This window comes from Deinococcus sp. YIM 134068, from assembly GCF_036543075.1.
GTDB classification, from domain to species: Bacteria; Deinococcota; Deinococci; order Deinococcales; family Deinococcaceae; genus Deinococcus; species Deinococcus lichenicola.
This window is the reverse complement of sequence record NZ_JAZHPF010000026.1, coordinates 21,085-44,446: the sequence shown is the minus strand read 5'-3', so window position 1 is coordinate 44,446 and position 23,362 is coordinate 21,085. Positions and strand designations below refer to the sequence as shown.

Below are 23,362 nucleotides of genomic sequence, written 5' to 3'. Positions count from 1 at the left end.
GGCAGCCGGGCGCGGGACGGTGGGAGGGGGGCCGGACAGGGGCAAGTCAGACAAAAGCAGGAAGGAGGAGAACCGCGATGGGGGGGGGGGGGGGAGGGAGTCCTCCCCCTCTGTGGGCGCGGGGGACGGGCCTCGAACCCGTCTGGGGCCGACAGCGCCCCGCTCGCGCGTCCGTTTTGAGAAGGTGGACGCCTCCCTTCCTGAACTCCCGAGAGTCGGCCCGGTTCACAGTGGACCCCGGCCCCGTCACGGGTGTCCCCATCTTCGGCGGGCTTCGTCACCTGCGGGTCAAGCTCCGCTCCGGCAAGCCAGACGACGCCGAACACGCGCCGCCGACTCTTCTTTCTCCCCCTACCATGTGGCATGCCGCGCGTCCTCGAGGTGTTTGTGGTCTTCCTGCGGCTGGGGCTGACGAGCTTCGGCGGTCCGGTCGCCCACCTGGGTTACTTCCGGGCGGAGTTCGTGGAGCGGCGGCGGTGGCTGGACGAGCAGGGATACGCGGACCTCGTCGCCCTGTGCCACTTCCTGCCCGGTCCGGCGTCCTCGCAGGTCGGCATGGCGCTGGGGCTGGGCCGCGCGGGGCTGTGGGGTGCCCTCGCCGCGTGGCTGGGCTTCACGCTGCCGAGCGCGGTCTTGCTCGTCCTGCTCGCCCTCGGGGTCGCGGCGGGCGGCGACCTGGGGAACGCCGGGTGGCTGTCGGGCCTGAAGATCGTCGCCGTGGCCGTCGTCGCGCAGGCGGTGCTGGGCATGGCGCGCACGCTGACGCCGGACGTGCCCCGCCTGCTCGCGGCCCTCGGGGCGGCGGTGGCGGCGCTGCTGCTGCCGGGAGCGCCCGCGCAGGTGGCCGTCCTCCTCGTAACCGGGCTGATCGGCTGGCACCTGCTGGCCGCCGACGTGCCCACCGCCGGAGCAGTGCCGTGGCCGTCGGCCCTCTCCCGCCGTCTGGGGGCCGCGTTGCTGGCCGTCTTCGCGCTGCTGCTCGCCGGGTTGCCCCTGCTGCGTGGAGCTGTCGGGGGTCCGGCGCTGGCGCTGCTGGACAGCTTCTACCGGGCCGGGGCGCTGGTCTTCGGGGGCGGGCACGTGGTGCTGCCACTGTTGGAGGCGGAGGTCGTGCCGCCGGGCTGGGTGACGCGCGACGCCTTTCTGGCGGGGTACGGGGCGGCGCAGGCGGTGCCGGGGCCGCTGTTCACCTTCGGCGCATACCTGGGCGCGGTGAGCGACGTGGGCCTGCCGAGGCTGACGGCGGCGCTCCTCGCGCTCGTGGGCCTCTTCCTGCCCGCCTTCCTGCTCGTCACGGGGGCGCTGCCGTTCTGGGCGTCCCTGCGCGGCCACGCCGCCACGCGCTCGGCGCTGCGGGGGGTGAACGCGGGGGTGGTGGGGCTGCTCCTCGCCGCGCTGTACTCGCCCGTCTTCACGGCGGCGGTGGAGTCCAGCCTGGACTTCGCCCTCGTGCTGGCGGCCTTCGCGCTGCTGGAGCTGCTCAGGTGGCCGCCGTGGGTGGTCGTGGGGCTGGGTGCTCTGGTCGGCGGTCTGGCGCTGTGAGCGGCCCCCACCTACCGCGCCGCGAGCGCCCCCGCCACGTCGATGATGCTCACGCTGCCCACCGGGTCCAAGCTGTCGTCGTTCGGCTCGCCCTCGTTGGCGGTGAGGAGCAGGGTGCCGTCCGGCGTGAAGGTCGGCATGTCGGGAAGCGCCCCCACCGGGACCGCAGGTGCCCGCTCGCTGCCGTCCGGGTTCAGGAACGCGACCACGCCGGGGTCGGTCTTCTCCTCCGCCTGCACCGCGACCGCGACCACCCCGTTCCTCACCGCGACGCTGTTGGCCGACGCCCCGTAGCGGCCCAGGTCCACCTGCCCGGCGAGCGTGGGCCGGGTCGGGTCAGCGAGGTCGAGGATGTCCAGCCCGTTCGTCGCGCCGTCCACCACGAACAGGCGTCTGGTGGCCGGGTCGTAGGTGGGAATCTCGGCGGCACCCTCGGCGTAGGTGAAGGGCGTGGTCTGAGACCGCCCCACCCGCGTCAGGGTGCCCGTCTCCCCCACCCGGGAGAGGGTCGTGCTGCCGCTGACCTCGTTCGCCACCACGAGCAGGGGCTGGCCGTCCGGGCTGTCGGCGGCGGGAATGAAGAGCAGGCCCTCCGGCCCGAGGTCCCCGGCGCTGCCGCCCTCGGGGGCCGCCGTCACGTCCACGGTGTTCGTGGAGGACAGGAAGGCGGGGGCCGCCGGGTCGGTCAGGGTCCAGCCCATCACCCCGCCCGTGCGCTCCAGCCCCACGAAGGCGAGGGGCCGCCCGCCGACGGTGGCGTGGCGACGGTGACGCCCTCCGGCTCCGGCCCCTTGTTGTCGCTGCGGGTGTCGAAGGTCGAGGCGGTGCCATTGGAATTGAAGGCCGTGGGGACGAGTTCGGCGGTTCTGCGCTCGAAGAGGTCGCCCGTATCGGCCACGCGGGTCAGGTCGGTGCTCCAGACGCTCAGGCTACGCGCCCCGAAGGCCACCAGCCGGTCGGCGTCCACCCGGCTGACGGTGAGGCGGCCCAGGGCCGCGTTCGCCTGAAGCGCGGCGGCCTTCGGGAAGGCGGTGGGGTCGAGGGTCAGGTCGCCCACCCGCACCTCGTCCCCGAAGGCGGCGGAGTCGCGGGCATCGCCCTCATTGGCGGTGACGAGGTACGTCCGGCCCTGGGCCGTGAAGGAGGCGATGGCGTCGGGCATGTACGCGCCCCGCACCGGCCAGGACTGGACGTTGATCCCGCCGTCCCGGTCGCTGGCATCCAGCCCGGCACCCGCCGCCGCGTGGTCCTTGAACCCCAGGTTGGACAGTCTGATCACCGTGCCCGTCGTCAAATCCAGGGTCGCCACGGCGTTGCTCCCACGGCGTTGCTCTCCTGAAGGGTCACGTAGGCGGTCTTCCCGTCCGGCGTGGCGGCGATGTACTCCGGCTCGGCGTCCTTTGAGAGCAGGCCGCTGGGGGTGCCGCCACGCAGGCCCAGGGTGTCCTGCCGCGCGTCGAAGGCCGTGAAGTTCAGCGTGGTGACGAGCGGCCTGTCCGGCATGCCGGAGCGGACGCAGGCCGTCAGAGAGAGGCTCAGGGCGAGGGCCGCCAGGGCAGGAGCGCGCATGCTGGCTGATGTGCCGCGCCCGTTTCAGGGGGGCGTCAGTTGAGAGGTTGAAGGGGAGTTCGAATATTTTTGACGGAGCGAGGCCAGGCTGCGGTGTATGTCGCGGCATACGCGTCACTTCACGTCCCTGCGTTGGACGCTCTGGGCACCGACCACCGCCCGTGTGCTTCCATTGACGTCGACGCATTCCACATTCCGGGTGCGGGTCACCGACGGGGCCACCTCGACGTCCACCTGTCCCCTGGCCGTCGTCGTCTTTCCCTCCCGCTGGAACCGTGTCCCGAGCCGGACCGACTCCACCTTCCACTCGGGATAGCTGCGCTCCACCGCCAGCCCGCAGGCCCGCTCGAACAGGCTGTTGTGTGGTTGACAGGCGGTGAGGAGCAGCGGAAGGACCCACAGCAGGCGGTTCACTCGGGACAGCGTAGCCCGACATGGCCGGGGCACGCCGCGCGCTTCTTCTCGACGGCGACGAGGTGAACTGAAGCCCGGCAGATCGACATCGAACGTCACCGCCCCAGGGATTGACTGCCGGGTGCCCGGGGCAACCACCCCTGGGCGTAGCCGAGTTCGTAGACCCCCAGCAGCAGCAACGGGAGCCATACGCCCAGCAGCCGCCAGAACATCGGGACCTTGCGGGGAGCAGGGGCGTCCTGGCGGTCCTGCGCGACATACACCTGGCGGTAGAGGATCAGTCCCACCGGAATGGCGGCGAGGCCCAGGAACACCCCCCAGGTGTCCGCGAAACTGCCGGTGACCAGCCGGGCGACGGGACCGGAGGTCAGGGCGGTGGTGATCAGGATGAAGGCCACAGCCAGGCCGGGGCGGTGGATGAAGGCCAGGCCCGAGCCGGGAAACAGGAGGCTGAGCACAAAGCCGGTCCAGTACCGGGAGGGTCTGCGCGTGGGAACAGGCTGGGGCGGGGCGGCGAGGGGGGCGTGATCGTGGGGCATAGGCGGTCCCTACCCCATCCGCTTCCCGCCGCATTCAGGCACGAAAATGCCTGCCGGAGTGATCGGCTCACACCAGGCATGTTCCGCGTGTTATGGCATCCTCATGAAGTGCGCCCGCGAGAAGGGTGGCTCGCGGGCCGCCGGACGCTCTAAATCAGCTCAGGCAGGGTCAGGTCAACGTCGTGTTCTCGATCACGGGCTGCGTCATCTGCTGCTGTTCGGCGTAAGCCTCGGGGAGAGGCGGGGCCAGCTTGGGTTCCTGTCCCATCGGCTGCACCGCGCGGATGCGGAACTCTCCCAACCCGTCGAGCGAGGGTCCCTCGGTGAAGCGGCCCATCGGGGGCTGCGTGCCCTCCACGCCGGTGAAGAAGTAGTCGTAGCTCACGTCGCGCAACTCCTGCTCGACCGGGAAGGAGTTGGGGATGGGCAGGGTGCCCTGGTGTCCACCCAGTTCCTCGATCACGGCCAGCCACTGCTGCTGGTGCATGGTGTCGCGGGCGATCAGGAAGCGCAGCATGTCCTTCATGCCGGGGTCGTCGGTGAGTTCGAACAGGCGGCAGGCGAGCGCCCGGCCCGTCGCCTCGGCGGTCACGTTGGCGTACATGTCGGCGGCGAGGTTGCCGCTGGCGTACACGTGCGAGCCGCTGAAGGGCACGCCGTTGGCGTCGGCGGCCAGGGCCGCCATGCCCGCCGAGAGGTACTGCCGGGGGTCCCCGCCGCCCATCACGGCCTCGACGAGCGGATTGGCCCCTGCCACCGACTCCTGAAGGCTGCTCGGCGCTCCTTCCAGGTTCATTGCGACGGCGGTCGCCAGCATCTCGATGTGGCCGATCTCCTCGGTGCCGGTGGAGAGCAGCATGTCGCGGTACTTCTTGGGGCCGCGCGCCCCGAAGGCCTGGAAGAGGTACTGCATCATCACCCGAATCTCGCCCTCGACGCCACCGATGGCCTGTTGAAGAGCACGGGCGAAGCGGGGATCGGGCGTGTCAACCCGGACCTGGTATTGCAGCTTGCCGTCGTAATAGAACATGCTTGCCTCCCCCTCACCACCCTCCGGGCGGTCAGTGCGGCTATTGGAGCAGGCCGCAGGGGGGAAGCCATGAGCGCCCTGTTGACCGTATGGGCAGCAGGTGTTCACAGGGCGTTCAGGATGAATGGGCCGAAGTGCAGGGGGCACATCAATAAGCTCCACCGTCGCACATGATGGAGCTGTCAACATCAGGAGAGGAGGCGGTAAGCCTGATCCCGCCCCACCGTGAGATTCAGCCCCAGGGTTCGGGGTGGGGTCCTGGCTGAGCATCTGCCCATGCATCTGCTCGTGGCTCAGGTTTAGGTGGACCAGCAGGTCCACGTGGTCCACGGCGCTCAGCGGCAACCAGTGGTGCTGACCCCGCTCGTCTTCCGTCTGCTTGATGTCCTCGCCGCCCAGACGGTCGACTTGGCCGTGTTCCTTGCCGTCCGCATATACCACCACTATGTGCTCCCTGATCTGCTCCGCTTGGGTCGTGCCAGGAGCCTGGTAATGCTCCAAGAAATCCTTCCAAAAACACCCGCCCACTTGCGAGGGTGGGGCACACTGGAGGGAGCTGATGGGCAAGCAGCGGAAGAAGTGGCCGACCGCCACCAAACAGCAGATCGTCCTGGCGGTGCCTGGTGGTCAACTAGCGTGGCTGAGGCAGCCCGACAACACGGCGTCAACGAAAGCCTCATCCACACCTGGAAGGCGCAGTTCCTGGAGACGGGCCGTGCCCGCTTCGCGGGGGACCACCAGGGCGACCGGCAGACCGAGTTGGAACGCGAGAACGAGCGACGGGGGGCGTTGGCCGGCGAGAAGGAATCGGCCCTCCACATCGCAACAAAAGCCCGGGGTCTCTGAGTGCGGCTCAGCTCCTCGGCCTGGAAGCTCCGTGATGCCCGGCAGCACCTGGCCCAGCACGCTCAGCGGGAGGCGAGACAGCACGCTCGTCTGGAACGTGTTCGGGAGGTGGCACTGGAGCATCCCACCTCTGGCTCTCGCCGGGTTCATCAGGTTCTTGGTGAGCGTGCCCAGGAACAGGCTGCTCCTGGGCACCTGGGCCTGCCTCCCGTTCGTCTGGCGCTTCGGGAGCTGGAACTGCAACCTCCCGCCGCCCGGAATATCCGCAAAAGAGCCGTTCCTGCCGCATGTGAGACTCTGTGGCCCGTAGGCCGCCGAGGGCAGGTGGACGCCACACGCTTCAGTCTTGGGGATGGCGTGCGCTGGGCGTACCTGGTGTTGGATGTGGCGTCCCGCAGCCTGTTGCACAGTCACGTCGTGTGCAGTCTATCCGCGAGCAGTGCGGTGTCCGCGCTGTACTCGGGATTCGGGAAGACGTGCTGGTGATGACGGAGGGCAGTTCAGACTTCACCTCAGGCGTTGTTCAGGAGACATGCCGGCAGGCAGGGAACTGGGTGAGGGCGAAGGTGTCTTAACGGGACGGCATGGGAATTTTGGACCGGGCCAACGGGACGCTGAACCACGAACGCCGTTTAGGGCTTGGAATGCCGTGTTCATCGGCCTCCCTGCTCACGCCGTAGTTGGGCACGGTCATGTCGGATCGTTGAGAGTCACGGCTGGGAGGCTGTGGAGCCAAAATCCAGCGTACAGGGCATTCTTGGGAGCTTTGCTGTCTGGTACGGGAAACTCAGGCCCTAAACGGGGTGACGAGTTCGTCTTCCGTCAGGACTTCACGAAGATGCAGCAAGTGCGCGATGGAGCGGTCGTTTTCCGTGATTGGTACACCCAGGTTGGGTTGCACTCGACGTGAGCACATAAGAGCCGCGAGGTCGAGAGGTGCCGAATGACGTATGACGCCAGCGAAAGTCTTCTGCATGAAGTCAGCAGGAGCACTCCCGGTCAGGTCGCCTGGTGACACGTCCCCGTTCGCCAGAAGGCCTGCGTGCGGAGCTACCGAACAAAATCACCTCCTCCATGTTCCTCCGGCCACATCGGGCATCGCTCGATCTGGACCGATGGGGTCGTTGTGGCACGGTTGTGGCAATCGACCTGATTGTGGCGTTTGCGGAGGTAGAAATAAGTGCAAAAACCCCGCATTGGACGGGGCTTTTCTTGGTGGGTCGCCCGGGACTCGAACCCGGAACCCGCTGATTAAAAGTCAGCTGCTCTACCGATTGAGCTAACGACCCGCCCGGCTGCGCTGCGCCCGAGGGCGTTCTCAGCGGGCCTGAGTATAGGGAGCGCCCCAGGGGGTGTCAACGCGCCCGCCTCAGCGGCCCCGCGTGGGAGGCATAGGCGGCAGCTTCGGCGGCTTCATGCCCTTGCCTGCCCCGCCGGGGCCGCTCATGCGCTGGAACATCTTCATCATGTCCTTCATCTGCTCATGCATCTTCAGGAGGCGGTTGATGTCCTGCACCGTATGCCCGCTGCCCGCCGCGATGCGCTTGCGCCGCCGCCCGTCGATGATCTTGGGGTTGCGGCGTTCCTTCGCCGTCATGGAGGAGATCATCGCGTCGATGCGCTGAATCTGCCCCTCATCGACGTTGAAACCCTCGGGCAGCGCGCGGCTCATGCCGGGAATGAGCTTGATCAGGTCGCCGAGCGGCCCCATCTTGCGAATCTGGCGCAGTTGGGTCAGCAGGTCCTCCAGGTCGAAGTCGCCCGGCTTCTTGACCTCCATCGCCTTGAGGTCGGCCTGCTGCGCCCGCTCGATCAGCCCCAGCACGTCGCCCATGCCGAGGATGCGCCCCGCCACCCGGTCGGGGTAGAAGGGTTCCAGCCCCGCGAGCTTCTCGCTCGTGCCCGCGAAGTAGATCGGCTTGCCCGTCACGCTGCGCGCAGATAAGGCCGCCCCGCCGCGCGCGTCGCCGTCCATCTTCGTCATGATCAGGCCCGTCAGGTTCACCCGCTCGTCAAAGGTGCGCGCGACGTTCAGCGCCTCCTGCCCCGTCATCGCGTCCACCACGAGCAGCGACTCGGTGGGGATCAGCTCGCGCTGGAGGTCGGCGAGCTGGCCCATCAGCGCCTCGTCAATCTGGAGGCGGCCCGCCGTGTCCACGATCACGAGGTCGCGGTAGTCGGCCCGCAGAAACTCGTCGAGGCGGCGCTTCGTCTCCGGCGGGGTCTCGCCGTCCTGCACCTTGAGGACGGGCACGCCCACCTGCTTCGCCAGCACTTCGAGCTGGTCGCGCGCGGCGGGGCGCTGGGTATCGGCGGCCACGAGGAGGACGCGGCGGCCCTTGCCCTTGTAGAAGGCGGCGAGTTTGCCCGTGCTCGTCGTCTTGCCCGCGCCTTGAAGTCCGACCATGAACCAGACGTTGCCGTCGGTTTTGAGGGTCGGTTGGGCGGATTGTCCACCCAGCGTCTCGATCAGTTCGTCGTGGACGAGCTTCACCACCGTCTGCCCGGCGTTGAGGGAGCCGAGCACCTCCTGCCCGACCGCCTTCTCGGTCACGCGGGCCACGAAATCTTTGGCGACGGTGAAGTTCACGTCCGCTTCGAGCAGCGCCATCCGAATCTCGCGCATGGCGGCCTTGACCTGTTCGCCTGTGAGTTTGCTCTCCCGGCCCACGCGGTCGAGGATGTCCTGCAACTTGTTCCCGAGCGCCTCAAACATGGGGGGAGGCTAGCACGCGGGCAAAAAAGGCTTGGTGTAGCTTGCACCGATGCCGAAACTCGTGCGCGACCGCATCCCAGAGCTGTTCCCCGAGAACCGTGACCGCACGCTCAGCGAGGCGGAGTATGCCGACGCCCTCCGCGCCAAGCTGGGGGAGGAAGTCTGCAAGTATCTGCCCGACCGCACGCCGGAGGAACTGGCCGATGTGCTGGAGGTGCTGCACGCGCTGGCGGCCCTGCATGGGCTGACGCCGGACGACTTGGAGATACTGCGGGCGCGTAAGGCGGCGGAACGTGCAGGGCTGGCCGGGCGGGTGTGGCTGGAAGACGATAAAACGAACGCCCGTTAGTCTCCCCCGCGCTAGACTCCGGGCATGGAAAAAGCGGTCATCGTCTCGGCGTCGCGCACGCCGACGGGCAGGTTTCTGGGCACGCTGGCGGACGCGAATGCCGTCGAACTCGGCACGACCACCCTGCGGGAAACGCTGAGGCGGGCGGGGATTCCCGCCGAACTCGTGGAGGAAGTGATTCTTGGGCAGGTCGTGCAGGCAGGATGCGGCCAGAATCCGGCGCGGCAGGCGGCGCTGCGGGCGGGCTTACCCCCGGAGGTCGGGGCGCTGACGATCAACAAGGTGTGCGGCTCGGGCCTTAAAGCCGTGATGCTGGCGGCGCAGAGCATCCGCGCGGGCGACCAGTCGGTCGTGCTGGCGGGCGGCATGGAGAGCATGAGCAACGCGCCCCACCTCCTGCCGCAGGCGAGGAAGGGCTACCGGCTCGGTCACGCGCAGGTCCTCGACGCCAACACGCACGACGGCCTGTGGTGTTCCATCAACGACGAGGGCATGGGTCTGACGGGCGAGCGCGTGGCCGAGAAGTACGGCATCGGGCGCGAGGAGCAGGACGCCTACGCGACGGGCAGCCACCAGCGCGCGATTGCCGCGCAGGGGGGCGGGCGATTCAGCGACGAGATCGCCCCCGTCACCGTGAAGGGCCGCAAGGGTGACGTGACCGTGGACACCGACGAGGGGCCGCGTGCCGATACCAGCCCGGAGACGCTGGGACGGCTCAAGCCCGCCTTCAAGAAGGACGGCACGGTCACGGCGGGCAATGCCCCCGGATTGAACGACGGGGCCGCCAGCCTCCTGCTCATGTCCGAGGCGGCGGCGCGGGCACATGGGCTGACGCCGATGGCCGAGATCACCTCCTACGCGATGGGCGGCCTCGCCCCCGAGTGGGTGATGATGACGCCCGTGCCCGCCACGCGCAAGCTGCTGGAGAGGAGCGGCATGAGCTTGGGCGACGTGGACCTGTGGGAGCTGAACGAGGCCTTCAGCGTCCAGAGTCTCGCCGTCCAGCGCGAACTCGGCCTCGACCCGGAGCGGGTGAACGTGAATGGCGGCGCGGTCGCCCTCGGCCATCCCATCGGCGCGAGCGGCGCACGCATCCTCGTGACGCTGCTGCACGCGCTGAAGCAGCAGGACAAGGAGACGGGCGTGGCGACCCTGTGCATGGGCGGGGGCAACGGGCTGGCGCTCGCGGTGAAGCGCGTTTGAACGCGCGTCTAACTGTCAAAAGGTCGAATGGTCTAAAAGAGATGGCCCACCATGTGGTTAGACGGTTTGACGGTCAGACCGTTAGACCTCCGGCTTAAACTACCCTCATGCCAACTCTGTGGATCATCCAAAGCACGTACCTCAAGGCCGGGGACGACCTCGCCGCCGTCACGCCCCGGCACCGCGTGTGGCTGGACCAGCATTACCGCTCTGGCCTCTTCCTCGTGTCGGGCCGCAAGGTGGACGGCACGGGCGGCGTGCTGCTCGCGCAGGCGGAGAGCCAGGAGCAACTGGAGGAGGTCTTCAAGGACGATCCCTTCGTGCTGGAGGGCTGCTCGGAGTACACGTACACGGCCTTCACGCCGGTCAAGCGGGGGCGGGCGCTGATGCTTGAAGGCGTGGCGCTGGTGGAGTGAGTCGCTGTGTACTTGAAGTTCTTACCCACAGATTTTGAGCCTGAAGACAGCAAGCAGCATTTAGAAATTCATCTGTGTCGGAACCCAGGAGCTTTGGAGAGCTGGCTCGAATCCGAAGGATGGGATGGAACGCTCACAGATGCTGAGCAAGTGTCAAAACAGGCAGTCCTTGAACGTCTCCATGCTTTCCTGGCCCTTCCCAGATACGCACCCACCTTCGATCTGAGCTGGGTTCAGAGGGGCTGGAAACTCAACGACGATTGGGATGATGCCGTTTTTGTCGGTGAAGGTGAGGGGCTGTGGCTGGCCGTTCACTGGTTCACAACGACTTAAGGAAAGGAATACCTATGCACTTCGGCGTCATCGGAGCAGGTCAGATGGGCGCAGGCATCGCCCAGGTCGCCGCCCAGAGCGGCTTCACCGTCACCGTGCAGGATGTGAAGGACGAGTTTTTGGCACGCGGTCAGGCGACCATCGAGAAGAGCCTCGCCAGGTTGCACGAGAAGGGCAGGTTGACGGAGACGCCCGCCGACGTGCTGAGCCGCATCAGGTTCACGACGGACCTTCAGGACTTCGCGGGGTGTGACCTCGTGGTGGAGGCGGTCGTGGAAAACGAGGCGGTCAAGGCCGACCTCTTCCGGCAACTCGGCCAGATCGTCAAGCCGGAGGGCATCCTGGCGAGCAACACGTCCTCCATCCCCATCACCAGCCTCGCCACGGCGAGCGGGCGGCCCGAGCGGTTCATCGGGATGCACTTCATGAATCCGGTGCCGCTGATGGCGCTCGTTGAGGTCATTCGCGGGTACAGCACGTCGGACGAGACGGCGCGGCGGGTCACGGACGCGGCGCGGGCGATGGGCAAGACTCCCATCGAGTGCAACGACTTTCCCGGCTTCGTCTCCAACCGCCTCCTGATGCCCATGCTCAACGAGGCCATCCAGTGCGTGATGGAGGGCGTGGCCGAGCCGGAGGCGATTGACGGCATCATGAAGCTCGGCATGAATCACCCGATGGGACCGCTGACGCTCGCCGACTTCATCGGGCTGGACACCTGCCTGAGCATCATGGAGGTGCTGCACCGGGGGTTGGGCGACGACAAATACCGCCCCTCTCCCCTGCTGCGGAAGATGGTGCAGGCGGGGCTGCTGGGACGCAAGAGCGGGCGGGGGTTCTACAGCTATTAGCCGTCAGCGGTCAGCTTTCAGCAGAGGAGCGAAGGCTCCTGCCCCCGCTCCTTCTTCATTCCTTGCAACGCTAGCTGTGGCCGGGGTCGGCGTCGTCCGAGGGCCTGCCGTGTTTGCCGTCATTCCCGGCCTGCTCGTCCGTGGGGGCGGCCTGGTCCGTTTGGGCCTGCTCATCCTGCGGGGACGGCGAGCGGGCCGACTCGGAGAGCTGAACGTCTTCCTGTTCCTTGGGACCCGTCATGTCGAACCTCCGTTGGCTGTGCGGGGCGTCTGCCCGGACCGCTCCGGCCTCCGGGTCATCCTAGCCCCCGGTTGGGGCGCGGCGGGCACAGCCTCAAGGCTCGCTGAAAGGAGGCAGCCCCCCGGCTGAGCCTGATACGCTCGCCTCTCCTACCGGCCCCGCGAGTGGTACTCCGCGTTCGGCACGAAGCCCAGCGCACTCGACACGCGGTTCGTGAGGTTGAACATCCCAATGACCTGCACGAGTTCCATGATCTGATGGTCGTCCAGTCCGGCGGCGCGCAGGGGCGTCAGGTCGGCCTCCGTGACCTCGGCGGGGCGGAGGGTCAGTTTCTCGGCGTATGCGGCCAGCGTGCGCTCCCGCTCGGTGAGGTCGGCCTGTCGCCAGTTCACGGCCACGGCGTCGGCCTTGATGGGATCGCCGGAGTATTCACGCAGGGCCGCCCCGTGTGAGACCGCGCAATACACGCAGCGGTTGGCCGCGCTCACCGCGACGGCGACGAGTTCGCGCTCGGCGTTGCTCAGGAAACCCTCCTTGTTGAGGAGGAGGTTGAAGTAGCCCCACCACGCGAGAAACTGCTCGCCGTTCACCGCCTGCGCCCGGAAGACGTTGGGCACGAAGCCGAGGTTGGCCTCCGCCTTGCCCCACAGCTTGCGGACGGCCTCCGGCACTTCAATTTCGTCGGGGACGGGCAGGAAGGAGATGCGGTTCGTGCCAGTCTCGGGCTGGGTTGTGGTCATGGGGGCAGTCTACCGCGCGGTGCCTAACGGGCGTTAGGTAGGCTGGGGCGGAACCTCCCGCGCCCCCACCCCGTACCCTGACCCTGTATGAGTCTTGCCTTCCTCGTCTTCCTCGTCGCGTGGATCATCGGCATGATCGGCACCTTCGTGCCCGTGGTGCCCGCCACCCTCATCATCTTCGCCGGAACGGTCGCGGCCACCTTCATCGACGGCTTTCAGGTGTGGCCGGACCTGCCCTTCCTCCTCACCTTCGCGGTCATCACGGTCCTGATCGGCCTCGTGGACAACGTGGCCTCGGCGTGGGGGGCGCGGCGCTACGGCGGCAGCAAACAGGCGGGGTGGGGGGCGCTGATCGGCGGGCTGGTCGGTATCTTCCTCCCCTTCGGGCTGATTCTCGGGCCGCTGGGGGGGGCGCTGATCGCCGAGCTGTTCGTGGTCCGTAAGCCACCGCTCGACGCCGCCCGCGCCGCGTGGGGCACCCTCATTGGCCTCCTCACAGGCCTCGCGGCGAAACTCGTGCTTCACCTCCTCATCGGCGTCTACGAGCTGTGGCGGCTGTGGGACCCCGCGAAGAGCGTTTTCTAGCTGACGGCTGAGAGCTGACGGCTGAGAGCTGACGGCTGAGAGCTGACGGCTGACGGCTGACGGCTGACCGCTCCCCTAGAACATCCCCGCGATCAGCGGCCCGAACCCGATCACCGTGAGCAGCAGCACGGGCACGAGCGGCGACAGGACCCCGAGCCACGCGCGGCGGCGGCTGCCCGTCAGCGTTCGGAAACCCCGGTAGGCGAGGGCGAACTGGGCCAGGGTGGCGAGCACCGTCAGCACGACGGCGGCGCGGGAGAGGGACCACTGCCCCAGCGTGCGGAGGGCGACGCGCTGCACGTCCAGCGGGGTTGCGCCGGAGGTGGGCACTTCGGGTGCGGGCACGACCAGCAGCAGGACGATGAGGAGGACGTAGAGGGGCGGCAGCAGGGCGAAGGTCGCGCCGTACACCTCCACCGCGCGGCCCCCGCGCCCGGCCCCCAGATATCCCAGCCCCGCCATCAGGCCGAAGGCGAAGACCGTCAGGAAGACGTTGCCAAAGACGTTGGTCGCGTGGACGGTAAGGCCGCCGCCCTCGCCCCCCAGCCCCACGGTGGACCGCACGAGGAGCGCATACACCACCCCCGCCAGCAGCGCCGCCAGCCCCACCGGGGCGAGGTAGCGCCACGCCCTCGGCTCGCACGCCCGCAGCCGCGCGAAAAAGGCCCCCGGCCCGGCCAGCAGTTCGGCGGCCAGAGGCGCGTCCGGCGGGGGAGGCGGGGGGGCAGGGCGGTCACGGCGGGCCATACGTGGCCACTGTAGCGGGCGCGGGAGCGCCAACGCTCAGGCTCCCGCCACCCAGCGCCACACCAGCCACACGGCGAGCGCGTAGAGGGCGAGCATCAACGCCAGTCCCCAGCCACTGCGCCCCAGCCGGGCCGGGTGGGCGGCGGCCCGCTTCCGCGCCTCGGCCAGTACAGGCGGCGGGATGAGCCGCAGGGCCAGCCACAACCCGGCGGGCACGAGGAGCAGGTCGTCGAGCAGCCCGAGGACCGGGATGAAATCCGGGATGAGGTCGAGGGGGCTGAGCGCGTAGGCGAGGACGAGCAGGGCGATCATCCGGGCGGGCCAGGGCGTGCGCGGATCGCGGGCGGCGAGGCTCAGGGCGAGGAGATCGGCCTTCAATCGGCGGGCGAGGGCACGCAGGCGGGCGAGCATGGGTCAGCGCATAATCCCGCGCACGTCCGACATCATCTGCTGGAAGCCGGGCAGGGTGAAGAGGGCCGCGACCACGCCGAACAACACGACGGCCACGAACGCGCCGCTGAGCCACGGGCCGGGGGCCGCGCGTTCCTGCGGGTCGGGCCTCGGGGTGAGCCACAGGTGCAGCACAACGAGGACGGCGACCCCGAACAATCCCGCGCCGAGGGCGAGCGGCACGGCGAGCGCCGGGTTTCCCAGCATGTCGGTGGCCTGTCCCCGGTCGCCGAGGTCGCGGCCCGCGAGGAAGGCTCCCGCCGTCACCGCGAGGGTGTTGTTCAACGCGTGGACGATGACGGCGTTCCACAGGCTGCCCGTGTGCTGGGTCAGGCGGGCCAGCGCGTAGGCGAGCGGCAGGATGCCCGCCACGCTCGCCGGAACACCGTGCGCCACCGCGAAGGCGAGGCTGCTCGTCACCGCCGCCACCGTGAACCCCGCCGCCCGCTCGTGCCCACGCATCATCAGACCCCGGAAGGCGACCTCCTCCGCGAAGGGCACGAGCAGCCCCGCCGCCAGCAGCAGCACCCACAGGTCCGCGCCCCGGCTCAGAAACTGCGGAATCGCCTCCGCGCTCCCCGGCCACAGCGCCACGAACACGAGCGCGAAGGCCCGCGACGCGAGAAACGCGAGCACGAAGGCCGCAATCGCCAGCCCCCAGGACGGCGGCGTGCGCCAGCGGGAGTCCTGCACGAGGGCACGCAGCGACTTCGGGAAGGCGACCAGTCCCACCAGCACCACCGCCACGAACGCCCCCAGGAGGGATGTCCCCAGCGGCAGCCCAAGACCGATCAGCACCGCCGACGCCACGTTCTGCGTCACCAGCAGCACCAGCGCCGCGCGGTTGCCGGACACCGCCCGCACCCCCCGCGTGAACGGCGTGGGAACCGGATCGGGGCTGAGGCGGGTGGGGGAGTCGGGGGCCGTCATGGGGTCAGCCTAGCGCGGGGTACGGCGGACAAACCTCATTCGGAAGGTGGATGGAGGGTGGACGAAGGGGCCGTGAAGGGGTGCCGGGGGCAGTCCGTCTTGCGCCGTCAGCAAGAGGCGGGAGCTTTATTGGGAGCACAGCGTCCTCTCGGCGGTTCCCCCTCCTCACTCCCACCCTCGTCCCGCTGGCGGCTGGAAGCTGGCCGCTGGCCGCCCCTACGCCGTCAGCACCCGGATCGCCTCCTCCAGCGCCTCGTCGCCGATCTGGTGGTGCAGCACGAAGCGCACGGAGTCGGGGCCGAGGGCGTTCGCCAGCACCCCGGCCTCGGCCCACTTCCCGGCGCGGGCGGCGGCATCCGGCAACGTCGCGTAGATGATGTTCGTCTGCACGGCGGCGAGGTCCACCCGGTAGCCCGCGTTCACGAGCGCCTCGGCGAGAACGCGGGTGCGGCGGTGGTCCTCCACCAGCCGGGCGGGGCCATCCCGCAGGGCGACGAGGGCGGCGGCGGCGAGGACTCCGGCCTGGCGCATCCCGCCGCCCATCATCTTGCGGTAGCGGTGCGCCTGCCGCATCTGCGCGGCGCTGCCCACGAGGACGCTGCCCACCGGGGCACCGAGTCCCTTGCTCAGGCACACGCTCACCGTGTCGAAGTGGCGGGTGATCTCCGAGAGCGGCACGCCCTGGGCGGCGGCGGCGTTGAAGACCCGCGCCCCGTCGAGGTGCAGGGGCAACCCCTCCTCGTCCGCGACCGCGCGGATGGCGGCCAGCGTCTCCAGCGGCAGGACCGTCCCGCCCGCCTTGTTGTGGGTGTTCTCCAGGCTGATCATCCCGGTCGGGGACTGATGAATTGAGCGGCGCACGGCGAGGCGCACGCCTTCCGGATCGGGCACCCCCAGCGGCGCGGGCACGAAGCGCGGCACCACGCCCGAGAAGGTCGCCATCATCCCGAGTTCCCACTCGTAGATGTGTGACCCCTCGGCGCAGATGACCTCCTCGCCCCGGCGGGTGTGGAGGGCAATCGCGGCCTGGTTCGTCATCGTGCCGCTGGGCATGAAGAGGGCCGCCTCATGTCCGGTCAGGCGGGCAACTTCAGCCTGAAGCTGATTCACCGTCGGGTCCTCGCCGTACACGTCGTCGCCGACGGGGGCCGCCGCCATCGCCCCCCGCATCTCGGGGGTCGGGGTGGTCACGGTGTCGGAGCGGAGGTCGGCGATCACGCGGGGGCGGGTGGTGTCGGGCAGGGTGGCGGTCATGGGGAGGATGGTACGCGGTTGGAGGGAAACGTTCAGTGGATGGTCAGTCAGGCGGCGTAGGGTTGAACGATGACGTTGACCCTCCGGCGGATGGTGGGGGCAGGGCTGCTGGGTCTCGCCCTGTTGACGGCCTGCCGTTCTCCCGCAACCTCCGGGGAACAGGCCACACAATTCTTGGAAGACGAGACGACCCAGGCGCTCCGCAAGCGGTACGAGGGACGGGAGGTCTGGGTGTACGGCGGCGGTCCCCTGACTTGCCACAGCGGGGGAGCTAGCGTTGATTACAGCGGCTCGCCCCTGACCCCGATACGGGTGGTGGGCCTGAGCCGGGTGCGGCAGCGAACGCGCGTGCCGCTGCGGGGCGGCACCATCCTGCCGCAGGAGGTGGACACGCCCATCCTGCTGCGCGTGCGAGTGCCGGAAAGTTACGAGGTGTCGTCCGGCTCCACGGGCGGAAGCGTGGAGGACTGGCATAAACTCGCCCAGAGCGACACCTGCCAGGAGTTCACCGAACTGTACGCGGATGAGGCGCACCTGAGCCGCGAACTCAGCCTCACGCCCCCGCCCGACGATGTGCGAGAGGTCGTGCGTCGCTTCCGAGTCGTGTCACCGGGCCAATCAATCTCCCTTAAGGGCCTGACCCAGCGGCAGGTGCTATGGCTGAACGGTGCCCCCGAGTCGCCTCTCACGGACAGGGACACGCTCCTGAAGACGGATGAATGGACGCGGTTCGGCCCGCCCGGACGGGGGGACTGGACCCTCTATTTCGAGGGGGGTCGCGTCATCGGGGAAAGCGAGCCTTCACCCTCGCCCTGACCCCTCCCCTACCCCGCCGCCGCCTTCCTCGCCTCGATCACCTTCTTCGCCAGATGCTCGGGCAGGTCCTGATAGCCGTGCGGCTTGACGCTGAACGCTCCCCGGTCGCCCGTCAGCGAGCGGAGGTCGGCGGAGTAGGTCTGCAACTCGGACTGCGGCACCACCGCCGTCACGGTGATGACGGTGCCCTCCGGCTCCATGCCCTGCACGCGGGCGCGGCGCGTCTGGAGGTCGCCGATCAGGTCGCCTGTAAATCCGGCGGGCGCGCGGACCTTGAGGAGCATGACGGGTTCGAGGAGGGTGGGCCTCGCCCCCTCCACCGCGTTGCGGAAGGCGAGCGCCCCGGCGGTGCGGAAGGCGAGGTCGCTGGAATCGACATCGTGGTACGAGCCGTGGGTGACGGTGACGTGGACATCCTGCATGGGATAGCCCGCGAGCGGCCCCCGCAGCATCGCGTCGCCCACGCCCTTCTCGATGCTGGGGAGGTACTTGCCCGGAATCGCGCCGCCCACCACGCCGGAGCGGAAGGCCGTGCCCTCGCCGGGGTCGAGCCGGATGTGACAGTCGCCGTACTGGCCGTGCCCGCCCGACTGCTTGCGGTGCTTGCCCTGCGCCTGCGCCTGCGTACGGATGGTCTCGCGGTAGGGAATCTGCGGGGTGCCCGTCTCCACCCGCACCCCCAGCCCGGCGAGCTTCTCCACGGCGATGCCCGTATGCATGTCGCCCATGCCGGAGAGCAGGAGTTCGCCCGTCTGCGCCTCGCGCGTGAAGTGCAGGGTCGGGTCCTCGTCCAGCAACCGGGCGAGCGCGGCGCTCAGGCGGTCCTCGTCCTGCCGCGTCTTCGGGTGGAGGGCGACCGTGTGCGCCGGGTCGGGCAGGAGGAGCGGGTCGTACTCGATGGGGTGTGCGGGGGCCGCCAGCGTGTCGCCCGTGTGGAGGTCGGGCAGCTTCGTCAGCACGCCGATCATGCCCGCCGACAGCTCGGGCACCTCGGTCAGCTCCCTGCCGCTCACGACGTAGAGGTGCGCGGGCTTCACGTCCACGCCGCGCGTCGTGTTCCGCAGGGTGTCGCCGGGGCGGATGGTGCCGCTCCACACCCGGACATACGCGAGCTTGCCCACAAAGGGGTCCACGCTGACCCGCCACACCCGCGCACTCGCCGGGGCGCTCGGCGTCGGCTCGCGCGTCTGCCCGTCCAAGCCCATGAGGGGGCCGCGCTCGGACGCGCTCCGCAATCCGTCCACCATCAGGCCGAGGAGTTCGGGCACGCCCACGCCCGTCTCGGCGCTCACGGGCACTACGGGGAAGAGGGTGCCCGCGTGGACGGCGCGGAGGAAGGCGGCGCGCAACTCGCCTTCGCCCAGTTCCTCGCCCTCCAGATAACGGTTCATCAGGTCGTCGTCGGTCTCCACGATGGCGTCCACGAGCTGCTCTCTGGCCTCGCGCAGCGCCGGGCGCAGCTCGCCGGGCACCTCGTCCTCGTTCGCTGCCAGCACGTCCACCACGCCCCGGAAGTGCGGTCCCTCGCCCACGGGCAGGAAGGCCACCGCGACCGGTCCCCGCAGGCTGGCGCGGATGTCGGCGAGGACGGCAGAGAAGTTCGCGCGCTCGCGGTCCATCTTGGAGACGGCGACGATGCGGGGCATGGCGAAGCGGTCGGCGGTCGCCCACACGCGCTCGGTGCCGACCTCCACGCCACCCACCGCCCCGACGAGGATGAGGGCCGAGTCCGCCGCGCGGATGCCGCCCCTGATCTCGCGCACGAAGTCAGCGTAGCCGGGTGTGTCCAGCAGGGTGATCTGCGTGTCCCGGTGCGAGAGCCGCAGCACGCCCGTCGTCACCGAGAAGCCGTGCGCCTTTTCCGCGTCGGTGTGGTCGCTCTGGGTGGTGCCGTCCTCCACCCTCCCCATACGCGGCAAGGCCCCGCCGTGAAAGAGCAGGGCCTCGGCCAGCATGGTTTTTCCCGCGCCGCTGTGCGCGGCGACACTCACGATCCGAACGGGCACGACAGATCACCAGACCCTTTCGCCGGGCGGGGAAACGGGGAGAGTCACCAGTCGCCAGAGAACAGTCGCCAGCCGACCAGCGGGACGCGCCCGTGTTCCAGACCCGGACTCCTAGAGAAGAGAGGCGTGCGAACGACCACCGGGGCGGGCGGGGAGGGGTTGTGAGTGAGCGGAGCATACACCCGGCGGGGAAGGGGTGGCGGGGGAGCGGCCAGCGATCAGCGGGGAGAAACGGAGAGGTCAGACGTGAGATTCGCCCTCTGCCCTCTACGACACGGGAAGTGCAGTCTCTCCCCTGCGAGAAGGGCAACCTCCACTTTCCCTTCCGCCTGACGGCTGACGGCTGACGGCTGACGGCTGAGCGTTGAGAGCGTCCCCGTCCCCCCAGCTTTGTGACCCGTCCTACAGAGTGAACCTCCCCGTAAACTCGCGTCAGGAATGGGTTGGGTTGATACTCAGCAATAAGACAGGAAGCGGACGCACACTGCACGGTGTTGGGCCACCCGGCCTCACGTGATCCGACTTCATTCCATGGAGGTACTTTCATGACGCAGAGCAACCTGATTCGGCTGTCCGACCTGTCGCGCGACGAGACGTACAACCTCGGCGGCGAGGGCGTGTACAACCCCACCGGCAACACGGCCTACGGCACGGGCGACGAGAAGATCGGCACCGTGCGCGACGCGATGGTGGACCCCTCCACCGGGCGCATCCGCTACCTGATCGTGGACGTGGGCGGCTGGTTCTCCTCGAAGGAAGTGCTCGTGCCCGTGGGCCACGCCCGCTTCACGGACGACGGCGTGTACTTCGACAACCTGACCAAAGATCAGGCGCGTGACCTCGGCGAATACCGCTACGGCGAGGCGTACACCGACCAGTCCTTCGAGAGTGACGAGCGCGTGCTGCGCGGCACGGGCGCGGCGGGCATGAGCACGACGACCACGACCACCGACACGGACGTGAGCGGCTACCGCGAGCGCGCCTTCCAGACGCCCGACCGCCTGCAACTGCTCGAAGAGCGCCTTGTCGTGAACAAGGACCGCTTCCGCGCGGGCAGCGTGGAGATCGGCAAGCGCGTCGAGACGCACCAGGAGAACGTCAACGTGAACCTGGAGCGCGAGGAGGTCGTCATCGAGCGCCACGCCGTCACGGACGCCCGCCCGGTCGAGGGTGCGGTGCTGGGCGCGGCCACCGAGACGATGCGCGTGGACCTGGAGGCCGAGCGCGCCAACGTCTCCAAGCAGGCGTACGTCACCGAGGAGGTCGAGATCGGCAAGCGCACCGTGACCGAGACCCAGCAGGTGACGGAGACGGTGGGCCGCGAGGTGCTGGAGGTCAACAAGACCGGCGACGTGGACATGAACGGTGGGACCACGACGACCACGACGAGCACCAGCACGACGAGCACCGACACCAACCGCAAGATGTAAGGACGCGGAGGGCGCGGGCGGGGGCAACCCCGCCTTTTTTCTTCCACACTGGGGTGAGGCAGGAGGGGGCGTATGGACGATCAGGGCAAGGACACGCGGCAAGAGGGCGAGGAGACGCAAACGACCACGGAAAGCACGGGGCGAACCGTCACCACCGAGCAGATCAGCGACTTCAGGAAGGTCGTCGAGACGCTGCGGCTGCACGAGGAACGCGCGGTGGTCGAGGTCGTGCCCGAATCGCTGGGGGCCGTCACGATTCGCCGGGTCGTCACCGAGCGGCAGGAGGTCGTGCCCATCACCCTCAGCAGCGAGCGGCTGGAGATCACCGTGCGCGAGGGCGTGGGGGGCCGCGTGACCATGAACGGCGAGGTGATGGAGGTGGGCCGCACCTACGAGGTGCCGATCTACGAGGAGCGCGCCCTGATCAACAAGGAAATCTTCCCGCTGAGCGACGTGACCATCGCCAAGCAGCGGGAGACGTACAAGCAGGTCGAGACGCTCACCCTGCGCCGCGAGGAACTCGACGTGGAGGACCCGCAGGGGCTGGTCCGCGACCGCACGATGCCGGGGGGCAGCGAGCCGCAGCGTTGATCGTCGCACCGAGGGGGCCGGGGGTGGAGTTGTTTGCCCTCCCGGCCCCTCTCCTGTGATGGTCGCCCCCCACGGATGAAAAGCCCCGCGTATCCTGACCTTCCATGAACGACGGCCCCAGCAGCCCGGTGGGCAGCATCCTCCTCACGCCGGACGGCTCACGCACGGCGCTGAGTACCCGGTTCGGGGAGGCGTACGGCTCGCGGCACGGGGCGGCGGCGCAGGCCCGTCACGTCTTCGTGGAGGGGACGGGCACACACGAGCACCCGGCCCCGCGCGTGCTGGAGGTCGGCTTCGGGGTGAGCGTCAACTTCCGCGCGACGCTGGCGGACGCGGCGCGGCGTGGCGTGGCGTTGAAGTACGTCGCCTACGAGTTCGACCCGGCCCCGGTGAGCGTGCTGCACGAGGTGGGGGCAGGCGGTGAGGGGTATGGACATTCCGCCTGGGACGCGCTTCTCAACGGGTGGGAGCGGGAGTCGCCGCTGACCGTGCAGGCGGGAGATGTCTCCCTCACAGTCCATTTCGCGGACGTGTTGACGGCTTCCCTGCCCGACGATTGGGCGACCGCGCTCTACCTCGACGGCTTCTCTCCCGCCCGCAACCCGGAGGTCTGGACGCCCGAGTTCGTGGCGCGGCTGGCCCGCTCGCTGACTCCGGGCGGTGTCCTCGCCACCTACAGCGCCGCCGGGCATGTGCGCCGTGCGCTGGAGGCGGCGGGGCTGAGGGTAGAGAAGAGGCCGGGGCCACCGGGCAAGCGGGAGTGCCTGCGGGCGGTGCGGGAGCCGTGAACGTCCCCCACGTCCTCGTGATCGGTGGCGGCGTGGCGGGCGCGTCCGTCGCCCACTTCGCCTCCCGCCTCGGCGCTCGGGTGACGGTGGTGGACGCGGGGTTACATGCCGCGAGCGGTGTACCATCCGCTCTCGTCAACCCGGTGCGGGGCCAGTCGGGGGCGGTGGACGCGCGGGCGGTGGAGGGGCTGCGGCTGACGTGGCAACTGGTGGAAATGTTGGAATCGGCGGGCCACGCTACTCCCCACGGGCGGACGGGCGTGCTGCGGCCCGTGCCGGACGAGCGGGCGCGGGGACGGTTCGAGCGGAACTTGCCTTCCGAGTTGCCGCACTCCTGGCTCCACCCCGAGGACGTACCTGTTCCCCTCGCGCCCGGCTGGGACCACGCCCTCTGGTTGCCGGAAGGGGGCTGGCTGGACGGCGCGGCGTTCACGGCAGGGTTGGTCGCCGCGTCCGGGTCGGAGGTCGTGCGGGCGCGAGCAGTCCGCCGGAACGCACGCTCGGTCACGCTGGAGGACGGGAAGGTTCTCACTGGTGATGCGGTGGTGTGGTGCGGCGGGAGCGTCGGCGCGAGTTGGGCGGGCGAAGAAGCCACCCACCGCGCGGGCACACTCCTCACCCTCGACCGGACCGTGACGAGCGTGCCCGTCAGCTTCGGGGCCTACCTTACCCCGGCTGCCGTGGGTGGCGTCCTCGGCGCGACGTTCGAGGCACCCACCTCAACTTGGGAACGACCTCTCCTTCCCCTACGTTCTTTAGGTTGGCTGCTCAGTAAGGCGGACGCCCTGACGGACCTCAGCGGCGCGCGGGTCGTGGGGCGGTGGAGCGGCACGCGCCTCTCCGGGCTGACGGTCGGGCAGGAGACAGACGGCGTGTGGCGGCTCTCCGGGCTGGGGAGCAAGGGCTTTCTGCTCGGCCCCCTCCTCGCGCGTCACATGGCGGGTGACGTGATGCGAGGGTTGGGAATGTGACCCGT

Annotated in this window: 27 protein-coding genes, 1 tRNA gene and 1 pseudogene; 13 read left to right on the top strand and 16 right to left on the bottom strand. The window is 69.1% G+C overall.

Annotation, left to right across the window (positions count from 1 at the left end):
• Window positions 1-363 precede the first annotated feature (363 nt).
• Window positions 364-1,542, top strand: a complete 1,179-nt coding sequence (gene chrA / locus V3W47_RS17435) for a chromate efflux transporter (protein WP_331826502.1) — start codon at window positions 364-366, stop codon at window positions 1,540-1,542.
• An 11-nt stretch (window positions 1,543-1,553) separates the two neighbouring features.
• Here chrA and V3W47_RS17430 read toward each other — a convergent pair whose 3' ends face one another.
• From V3W47_RS17430 to V3W47_RS17400, 7 genes and pseudogenes are all read right to left on the bottom strand, one after another.
• The gene (locus V3W47_RS17430; protein WP_331826501.1) at window positions 1,554-2,270 is read right to left on the bottom strand and encodes a choice-of-anchor I domain-containing protein; all 717 of its coding nucleotides are present in this window, start codon (window positions 2,268-2,270) and stop codon (window positions 1,554-1,556) included.
• Window positions 2,243-2,851: a choice-of-anchor I domain-containing protein gene (locus V3W47_RS17425; RefSeq protein WP_331826500.1), complete on the bottom strand. Its 609-nt coding sequence runs from the start codon at window positions 2,849-2,851 to the stop codon at window positions 2,243-2,245. The genes V3W47_RS17430 and V3W47_RS17425 overlap by 28 nt, the downstream gene beginning before the upstream one ends.
• Window positions 2,833-3,111, bottom strand: coding sequence for a choice-of-anchor I domain-containing protein (locus V3W47_RS17420; protein ID WP_331826499.1), 279 nt, complete (start codon window positions 3,109-3,111; stop codon window positions 2,833-2,835). The genes V3W47_RS17425 and V3W47_RS17420 overlap by 19 nt, the downstream gene beginning before the upstream one ends.
• 114 nt (window positions 3,112-3,225) lie before the next feature.
• Entirely contained in the window at window positions 3,226-3,525 is a 300-nt protein-coding gene (locus V3W47_RS17415) for a hypothetical protein (protein WP_331826498.1), read from the bottom strand.
• A 95-nt stretch (window positions 3,526-3,620) separates the two neighbouring features.
• Window positions 3,621-4,064 (bottom strand): hypothetical protein, encoded by a 444-nt coding sequence (locus V3W47_RS17410; protein WP_331826497.1) that lies wholly within the window; start codon window positions 4,062-4,064, stop codon window positions 3,621-3,623.
• Window positions 4,065-4,233: 169 nt separating this feature from the next.
• On the bottom strand, window positions 4,234-5,094 hold the full coding sequence (locus V3W47_RS17405) for a manganese catalase family protein (protein WP_331826505.1): 861 nt from the start codon (window positions 5,092-5,094) through the stop codon (window positions 4,234-4,236).
• 339 nt (window positions 5,095-5,433) lie between these two features.
• Window positions 5,434-5,535: pseudogene (locus V3W47_RS17400) on the bottom strand (DUF2171 domain-containing protein); the annotation flags it as partial.
• A gap of 51 nt (window positions 5,536-5,586) precedes the next feature.
• On the opposite strand from V3W47_RS17400, the gene V3W47_RS17395 reads away from it, so the two are divergent.
• Window positions 5,587-5,940, top strand: coding sequence for a transposase (locus V3W47_RS17395; protein WP_331826496.1), 354 nt, complete (start codon window positions 5,587-5,589; stop codon window positions 5,938-5,940).
• A gap of 1,213 nt (window positions 5,941-7,153) precedes the next feature.
• On the opposite strand, the gene V3W47_RS17390 is transcribed toward V3W47_RS17395, so the two are convergent.
• Together V3W47_RS17390 and ffh are read right to left on the bottom strand one after the other, a co-directional pair.
• Window positions 7,154-7,229 (bottom strand) — tRNA-Lys (locus tag V3W47_RS17390).
• A gap of 80 nt (window positions 7,230-7,309) precedes the next feature.
• Window positions 7,310-8,656, bottom strand: coding sequence for a signal recognition particle protein (gene ffh, locus V3W47_RS17385; protein WP_331826495.1), 1,347 nt, complete (start codon window positions 8,654-8,656; stop codon window positions 7,310-7,312).
• 49 nt (window positions 8,657-8,705) lie between these two features.
• Between ffh and V3W47_RS17380 the strand changes: the two genes are divergently transcribed.
• From V3W47_RS17380 to V3W47_RS17360, 5 genes are all read left to right on the top strand, one after another.
• On the top strand, window positions 8,706-9,005 hold the full coding sequence (locus V3W47_RS17380; protein ID WP_331826494.1) for a nucleoside triphosphate pyrophosphohydrolase: 300 nt from the start codon (window positions 8,706-8,708) through the stop codon (window positions 9,003-9,005).
• A 24-nt stretch (window positions 9,006-9,029) separates the two neighbouring features.
• Window positions 9,030-10,208 carry a thiolase family protein gene (locus tag V3W47_RS17375; RefSeq protein WP_331826493.1) on the top strand — a complete coding sequence of 393 codons (1,179 nt, stop codon included), beginning with the start codon at window positions 9,030-9,032 and terminating at the stop codon, window positions 10,206-10,208.
• A gap of 107 nt (window positions 10,209-10,315) precedes the next feature.
• Window positions 10,316-10,624, top strand: coding sequence for a YciI family protein (locus V3W47_RS17370; protein ID WP_331826492.1), 309 nt, complete (start codon window positions 10,316-10,318; stop codon window positions 10,622-10,624).
• Between the two features lie 6 nt (window positions 10,625-10,630).
• The gene (locus V3W47_RS17365) at window positions 10,631-10,957 is read left to right on the top strand and encodes a hypothetical protein (RefSeq protein ID WP_331826491.1); all 327 of its coding nucleotides are present in this window, start codon (window positions 10,631-10,633) and stop codon (window positions 10,955-10,957) included.
• Window positions 10,958-10,971: 14 nt separating this feature from the next.
• Entirely contained in the window at window positions 10,972-11,808 is an 837-nt protein-coding gene (locus V3W47_RS17360) for a 3-hydroxyacyl-CoA dehydrogenase family protein (RefSeq protein ID WP_331826490.1), read from the top strand.
• A gap of 70 nt (window positions 11,809-11,878) precedes the next feature.
• Here the strand turns inward: V3W47_RS17360 and V3W47_RS17355 are convergent, their stop codons facing one another.
• Together V3W47_RS17355 and V3W47_RS17350 are read right to left on the bottom strand one after the other, a co-directional pair.
• Window positions 11,879-12,049, bottom strand: coding sequence for a hypothetical protein (locus V3W47_RS17355; protein WP_331826489.1), 171 nt, complete (start codon window positions 12,047-12,049; stop codon window positions 11,879-11,881).
• Window positions 12,050-12,198: 149 nt separating this feature from the next.
• Window positions 12,199-12,789, bottom strand: a complete 591-nt coding sequence (locus tag V3W47_RS17350) for a peroxidase-related enzyme (RefSeq protein WP_331826488.1) — start codon at window positions 12,787-12,789, stop codon at window positions 12,199-12,201.
• Between the two features lie 87 nt (window positions 12,790-12,876).
• Between V3W47_RS17350 and V3W47_RS17345 the strand changes: the two genes are divergently transcribed.
• Window positions 12,877-13,374 (top strand): DUF456 domain-containing protein, encoded by a 498-nt coding sequence (locus tag V3W47_RS17345; RefSeq protein ID WP_331826487.1) that lies wholly within the window; start codon window positions 12,877-12,879, stop codon window positions 13,372-13,374.
• Window positions 13,375-13,449: 75 nt separating this feature from the next.
• On the opposite strand, the gene V3W47_RS17340 is transcribed toward V3W47_RS17345, so the two are convergent.
• The 4 genes from V3W47_RS17340 to V3W47_RS17325 form a co-directional block, all read right to left on the bottom strand.
• The gene (locus V3W47_RS17340; RefSeq protein WP_331826486.1) at window positions 13,450-14,121 is read right to left on the bottom strand and encodes a hypothetical protein; all 672 of its coding nucleotides are present in this window, start codon (window positions 14,119-14,121) and stop codon (window positions 13,450-13,452) included.
• A gap of 36 nt (window positions 14,122-14,157) precedes the next feature.
• On the bottom strand, window positions 14,158-14,532 hold the full coding sequence (locus tag V3W47_RS17335) for a YkvA family protein (RefSeq protein ID WP_331826485.1): 375 nt from the start codon (window positions 14,530-14,532) through the stop codon (window positions 14,158-14,160).
• Window positions 14,533-14,535: 3 nt separating this feature from the next.
• Window positions 14,536-15,501, bottom strand: a complete 966-nt coding sequence (locus V3W47_RS17330; RefSeq protein ID WP_331826484.1) for a CPBP family intramembrane glutamic endopeptidase — start codon at window positions 15,499-15,501, stop codon at window positions 14,536-14,538.
• A 216-nt stretch (window positions 15,502-15,717) separates the two neighbouring features.
• A complete protein-coding gene (locus V3W47_RS17325) occupies window positions 15,718-16,755 on the bottom strand; it encodes a threonine aldolase family protein (RefSeq protein ID WP_331826483.1) in 1,038 nt (345 codons plus the stop codon).
• 69 nt (window positions 16,756-16,824) lie between these two features.
• On the opposite strand from V3W47_RS17325, the gene V3W47_RS17320 reads away from it, so the two are divergent.
• Entirely contained in the window at window positions 16,825-17,571 is a 747-nt protein-coding gene (locus V3W47_RS17320; protein WP_331826482.1) for a hypothetical protein, read from the top strand.
• Between the two features lie 8 nt (window positions 17,572-17,579).
• Here the strand turns inward: V3W47_RS17320 and V3W47_RS17315 are convergent, their stop codons facing one another.
• Window positions 17,580-19,577 carry an elongation factor G gene (locus V3W47_RS17315; RefSeq protein ID WP_331826481.1) on the bottom strand — a complete coding sequence of 666 codons (1,998 nt, stop codon included), beginning with the start codon at window positions 19,575-19,577 and terminating at the stop codon, window positions 17,580-17,582.
• A 545-nt stretch (window positions 19,578-20,122) separates the two neighbouring features.
• On the opposite strand from V3W47_RS17315, the gene V3W47_RS17310 reads away from it, so the two are divergent.
• The 4 genes from V3W47_RS17310 (at window position 20,123) to V3W47_RS17295 (ending at window position 23,357) form a co-directional block, all read left to right on the top strand.
• Complete coding sequence (locus V3W47_RS17310) at window positions 20,123-21,007, top strand: PRC and DUF2382 domain-containing protein (protein ID WP_331826480.1); 885 nt, start codon at window positions 20,123-20,125, stop codon at window positions 21,005-21,007.
• 72 nt (window positions 21,008-21,079) lie between these two features.
• On the top strand, window positions 21,080-21,598 hold the full coding sequence (locus V3W47_RS17305; protein WP_331826479.1) for a YsnF/AvaK domain-containing protein: 519 nt from the start codon (window positions 21,080-21,082) through the stop codon (window positions 21,596-21,598).
• A gap of 104 nt (window positions 21,599-21,702) precedes the next feature.
• Window positions 21,703-22,386, top strand: a complete 684-nt coding sequence (gene mnmC2 / locus V3W47_RS17300) for a tRNA (5-methylaminomethyl-2-thiouridine)(34)-methyltransferase MnmC2 (protein ID WP_331826478.1) — start codon at window positions 21,703-21,705, stop codon at window positions 22,384-22,386.
• A complete protein-coding gene (locus V3W47_RS17295) occupies window positions 22,383-23,357 on the top strand; it encodes an NAD(P)/FAD-dependent oxidoreductase (RefSeq protein WP_331826477.1) in 975 nt (324 codons plus the stop codon). The genes mnmC2 and V3W47_RS17295 overlap by 4 nt, the downstream gene beginning before the upstream one ends.
• Window positions 23,358-23,362 lie beyond the last annotated feature (5 nt).